The organism is Blastococcus sp. SYSU D00820 (assembly GCF_054050695.1).
In genome coordinates this window covers 1-5,264 of record NZ_JBJGZW010000043.1, presented here as the reverse complement: position 1 = coordinate 5,264, position 5,264 = coordinate 1, and the positions used below count along the sequence as shown (strand labels likewise).

Annotated in this window: 4 protein-coding genes; all 4 read left to right on the top strand. The window is 75.4% G+C overall.

The genetic code is table 11. The features are described from left to right. Window positions 1–132 precede the first annotated feature (132 nt). Window positions 133–1,401, top strand: coding sequence for an MFS transporter (locus ACI79R_RS23910; protein ID WP_456576190.1), 1,269 nt, complete (start codon window positions 133–135; stop codon window positions 1,399–1,401). Continuing rightward, the gene (locus ACI79R_RS23905) at window positions 1,398–1,787 is read left to right on the top strand and encodes a globin (RefSeq protein ID WP_456576189.1); all 390 of its coding nucleotides are present in this window, start codon (window positions 1,398–1,400) and stop codon (window positions 1,785–1,787) included. The genes ACI79R_RS23910 and ACI79R_RS23905 overlap by 4 nt, the downstream gene beginning before the upstream one ends. An 85-nt stretch (window positions 1,788–1,872) precedes the next feature. After that, entirely contained in the window at window positions 1,873–3,447 is a 1,575-nt protein-coding gene (locus ACI79R_RS23900) for a glycoside hydrolase family 13 protein (protein WP_456576188.1), read from the top strand. A gap of 169 nt (window positions 3,448–3,616) precedes the next feature. Then, the gene (locus ACI79R_RS23895; protein ID WP_456576187.1) at window positions 3,617–5,140 is read left to right on the top strand and encodes an ATP-binding cassette domain-containing protein; all 1,524 of its coding nucleotides are present in this window, start codon (window positions 3,617–3,619) and stop codon (window positions 5,138–5,140) included. Window positions 5,141–5,264 lie beyond the last annotated feature (124 nt).

Here is a 5,264-nt window from a genome sequence, read left to right as displayed (position 1 = left end):
CCCCCCCCCCCCCCCCCCCCCCCCCCCCCCCCCCCCCCCCCCCCCCCCCCCCCCCCCCCCCCCCCCCCCCCCCCCCCCCCCCCCCCCGCCCCCGCCCCCCCCCCCCGGCGCCGGGCAACGGTGACCGGCACGGTGCCCCGGGACCGCGTGCGCGAGCGGCCGGCGACGTTCCGCGAGGTCTTCGCCGTCCGCGAGTTCCGCCCGCTGTTCGGCAGCTTCGCGCTGTCCACCATCGGCGACGAGCTGGCCCGCGTCGCCCTCACCGTCCTCGTCTACCAGCGCACCGACTCGCCGCTGCTGTCGGCGTTCACCTTCGCCCTGAGCTACCTGCCCTGGCTGCTCGGCGGTCCGGTGCTCTCCGCCCTCGCCGACCGCTTCCCGCGGCACCGGGTGCTCGTGGTCACCGACGCGCTGCGCGCGCTCCTGGTCGCCGGCATGGCGATCCCGGGCACGCCGCTGCCGGTGCTGCTGGCCCTGCTGCTGCTCGTCGCGCTGGGCTCGCCGCCGTTCGAGTCGGCCCGCTCGGCGCTCATGGCCGACGTCCTGGAGGGCGACCGCTACGCCGTCGCCACCTCGCTGACCAACATCAGCCTGCAGGTGTCCCAGGTGGTCGGCTTCGTGCTCGCCGGCACGCTGATCGCCGTCCTGTCGCCGTCGGTGGTGCTGCTGCTCGACGCCGGCACCTTCGCGCTCTCGGCGCTGTGGCTGTGGGCCCGGCTGCAGCGGCGGCCCGCCCCGAGCCAACCGGCCGACGGGCACCGGGGCCGGTCGCTGTGGCGGGAGACCGGCGAGGGGCTGCGGCTGATCCGCCACACGCCGCGGCTGCTCGGCATCGTCGTCCTCGTCTGGGTCGGCACGCTGTTCGGCAACGCCGCCGAGGGCATCGCCACGCCGCTGGTGTTCGAGCTGGGCGAGGGGGCCGCGCAGGCCGGCCTGCTGCTGGGCGCGGCGCCGCTGGGCTCCACGATCGGTGGGCTGGTGCTGGCCCGGTTCGTCGCCCCCGACCGGCGCGAGCGACTGGTGCCGGCGCTGGTGATGCTGTCGCTGGCCCCGGTGCTGCTGGCCGGGCTGGTCGTCACCCTCGGTGGACCCGGCCGCGGCGCGTACGCGCTGGTGGTGGCCCTCATGTTCGTCGCCGGCCTGGGCGGGGCGTGGGTGATCCCGCTCAACGTCTCGTTCGTGCAGGCGGTGCCCCCGGCCTACCGCGGGCGCGCCTTCGGTGTCGCGGTGAGCGGGCTCTACGGCGTCCAGGGGGTCGGCGCGCTCGCCGCCGGCCTGGCCGCCGAGGGGCTGTCGGCCGGCGCTGTGGTGGCTCTCGCCGGCGGGTTGGGAATGGTCGCGGTCGTCGCGCCGCTGCTGTCCTACGTGCGCACCCAGGACTCCGCAGCGAGCACCCCGTGAGCCGGTCCCTGCCCTCCGCCCGCACCTTCTACGACGAGGTCGGCGGCGCGCCGGTGTTCGAGAAGCTGGTCGCCTGCTTCTACGCCGGCGTCCGGACCGACCCCGTGCTCGCCCCGCTCTACCCCCAGGACGACTGGGAGGGCGCCGAGATCCGCCTGCGCGGGTTCCTCGAGCAGTACTGGGGCGGCCCGACCACCTACTCCGAGCAGCGCGGCCACCCGCGGCTGCGGATGCGCCACGCCCCCTTCGCCATCGGCCCGGCCGAGCGCGACGCCTGGCTGGCGCACATGCGCGACGCCGTCGACTCCCTGGAGCTCTCCCCCGAGCAGGACGCCACGCTCTGGGGTTATCTGGAGATGGCCGCGCACAGCATGCAGAACCGCTGAAGGGCCACCCTCCTCCCCACGCCTCGCAGGCTCGGCGCGGGCCCCTGGAGGGTGGCCGTGAACGCCCGTGAACACGAGGAGCTCCGTGAGCCCGTTCCGCACGTCCGGACCCGACTGGTGGCGCGACGCCGTCTTCTACCAGGTCTACATCCGCAGCTTCGCCGACGGGAACGGCGACGGCGTCGGCGACCTCGCCGGCATCCGCGCCCGGCTGCCGCACCTGGTCGACCTCGGTGTCGACGCGCTGTGGATCACGCCGTTCTACCCCTCGCCGATGGCCGACCACGGGTACGACGTCGCCGACCCCCGCGACGTCGAGCCGGCCTTCGGCGACCTCGCCGAGTTCGACCGGCTGCTGGCCGAGGCGCACGCGCTGGGGCTGCGGGTGACCGTCGACCTCGTTCCCAACCACAGCTCGCACGCCCACGAGTGGTTCGAGGCCGCCCTCGCGGCCGCGCCCGGCTCGCCGGAGCGCGCCCGCTACCTGTTCCGCGACGGCCGCGGGCCCGACGGCAGCGAGCCGCCGAACAACTGGCCGTCGGTCTTCGGCGGCCCGGCGTGGTCGCGGGTGCCCGACGGGCAGTGGTACCTGCACCTGTTCGCTCCTGAGCAGCCGGATCTCGACTTCAGCAACCCCGAGGTGATCGCCGACCTCGAGGAGACGATGCGCTTCTGGCTCGACCGCGGCGTCGACGGCTTCCGCATCGACGTGGCCCACGGCATGGCCAAGCCCGACGGGCTGCCCGACATGCTGCCGATGGAGGACACCGGCCTCCTGGACGACCACGGCCCCGGCGACCACCGGTTCGACCAGGACGGCGTGCACGAGGTGCACCGGCACATCCGCGCGGTGCTCGACCGGTATCCCGACCGCATGGCCGTCGGCGAGGTCTGGGTCTCCGACGACGACCGGCTGGCCCAGTACCTGCGCCCCGACGAGCTGCAGCTGGCGTTCAACTTCAAGCTGCTGACCGCCGACTGGGACTGCGACGAGCTGCGCGCCGCCATCACCCACTCGCTGGCCACCGTCGAGGGCACGCCCGCGCCGGCCTGCTGGGTGCTGTCCAACCACGACCGGCCGCGGCACGTCACGCGCTACGGCGACGGCACCGTCGGCACCACCCGCGCCCGGGCCGCCGCGCTGCTGCAGCTGGCCCTGCCCGGCGTCGCCTACCTCTACAACGGCGACGAGCTCGGCATGCCCGACGTCGACCTCCCCGACGAGGCGCTGCAGGACCCGATCTGGGAGCGCTCCGGGCACACCGAGCGGGGCCGCGACGCCTGCCGCATCCCGGTGCCGTGGTCGGGCAGCGAGCCGCCCTACGGTTTCTCGACGACGCCCGACACGTGGCTGCCGATGCCGGAGGGGTGGGCGGCGCTGACCGCCGAGGCCCAGGCCGCGGACGCCGGTTCGATGCTGTCGCTGTACCGACGCGCGCTCGCGCTGCGGGCGAGCTCTCCGGCGTTCGCCGGCGACGGCCTGGAGTGGCTGCCGGCACCCGACGGCTGCCTGGCCTTCCGCCGCCCCGGCGGGCTGGTCTGCCTGGTCAACCTGTCGGCCGCGCCGGTGCCGCTGCCCGCGGGCGAGGTGCTGCTGGCCAGCGGGGACCTGGCCGACGGCGTCCTCCCCGCCGACACCGCGGCCTGGCTGACGGCCTGAGCCAGGGGGCGCCGGCTGTCCGACGGCTGGTCGGCCGCGACTCGCCGGTCGACGGGCGCGGATCGGCCGCGCGGATAGAATCCGGGGGGTAACGATGCGTCACGGGGGACGCTCGATCCACGGTCTTCCGGCCCCTGGCCGGGGCCTGTCCCGGGGAGGCCGCCTCCACATGACGCTGCTGCAGGTCGAGGGCCTGACCAGGTCCTTCGGGGCACGCCGCGTCCTGCGGGACGTCTCCTTCAGCATCGCCGAGGGCGAGATCGTGGGCCTGGTCGGCGCCAACGGTGCCGGCAAGTCGACCCTCGGCGACATCCTTGCCGGGATCACCGCTCCCGACTCCGGGCTGATGACCCTGATGGGCCACGCCTACGCCCCGCTGTCGGCGGAGGACGCCCGGCACCTGGGCGTGGGGGTGGTCGAGCAGCTGATCCGGATCGACCCCGAGCTGACCGTCGCCCAGGCCGTCTTCCGCGGCACCCCGAAGGCGGGACGGCCGCAGGCGGAGCTGCGCCGGCAGGCCCAGGTGCTGCTGTCGGAGGTGACCCTCGACATCGACCCCGACACCCTGGTGGGCGCGCTGCCCTCCTTCGTCTACGGCCTGGTCGAGATCGCCCGCATGCTCGCCGAGGACACCAGGCTGGTGGTCCTCGACGAGGTGTCGGCCGCGCTGCTCCCGGCCGAGGTGACCGGCCTGCACGCCGTCGCCGACCGGCTGCGCCGGCAGGGCCGCGGCGTGCTCTACATCAGCCACCGCCTGCCCGAGATGCTCGAGGTCGTCGACCGGGTGCTCGTGCTCCGCGAGGGCCGGATCGCCCTCGACGCCCCGAGCGCGTCGCTCGACCCGGTGCGCCTGGCAGCGGCCACCATCGAGGGGACGCCGCTGCCCGTGCCCCGCGCGGAGCCGCGGACCACCGGCTCCGGCCCCGAGGACGCCGTGCCGCGCCCCGACCTCGGCGACGGCGAGGTCGTGCTGCAGGTGCGCAACCTGCGGGTCCCCGGCCACGTGGAAGGCGTCGACCTCGAGCTGCGCCGCGGCGAGATCATCGGGCTCACCGGGCACCGCTCCTCCGGCGTCCGGGAGATCGCCGAGGCCCTGTCCGGGGAGCTGCCGGCGATCAGCGACGAGGTGGTGCTGCACGGCGAGCCCCGGGCCACCGCGCCCGAGGAACCGGCGCCGATCCTGCGCCTGCCGGCCTACAGCCCCGACGAGGACGCCTACGGGGTCGACCCCGGCGAGACGATCGCCCGCACGCTCACCGACGAGCCCTGGGGCGCCCTGACCGACCTGCGCACGGAGATCGCGCAGCTGCGCGGCGTCATCCGCACCGTGCACAGCCTCGACGTGAAGACCCTGAGCATCCGCACGGTGTTCGGGGCGCTGTCCGGCGGCGACCAGCACAAGCTCGCGCTGGCGCGCTGGATGGCCTCGGCCGAGGACGACGTCGTCATCCTCCACGAGCCCACCCGCGGGCTCGACGTACGGGCCCGGCAGCAGGTGCGCCAGCTGCTCACCGAGGCGACCGCCAACGGCGCGTCGGTCGTCGTCGTGTCGGTCGACCCCGACGAGCTGGCCGAGTGCTGCGACCGGGTCGGGGTGATCTCCGGCGGGCGGGTGAGCCGCTGGATCGACACCCACGGGCTGGCGACCGATGCGGTCCGCGAGCACATCCTCGAGGCCGCCACCGCCGCGTGAAGGTCCGACCGGCCCCCGTCCGGTCGGTAGCCTCCCGGCGTCCGCGGGGGGGGGGGCGGCGCGCCGCGCGGCGGGGGGGGCGTGGGTGGTGGGGGTTGCGTGATTAGTTAAATTGGGGATGATC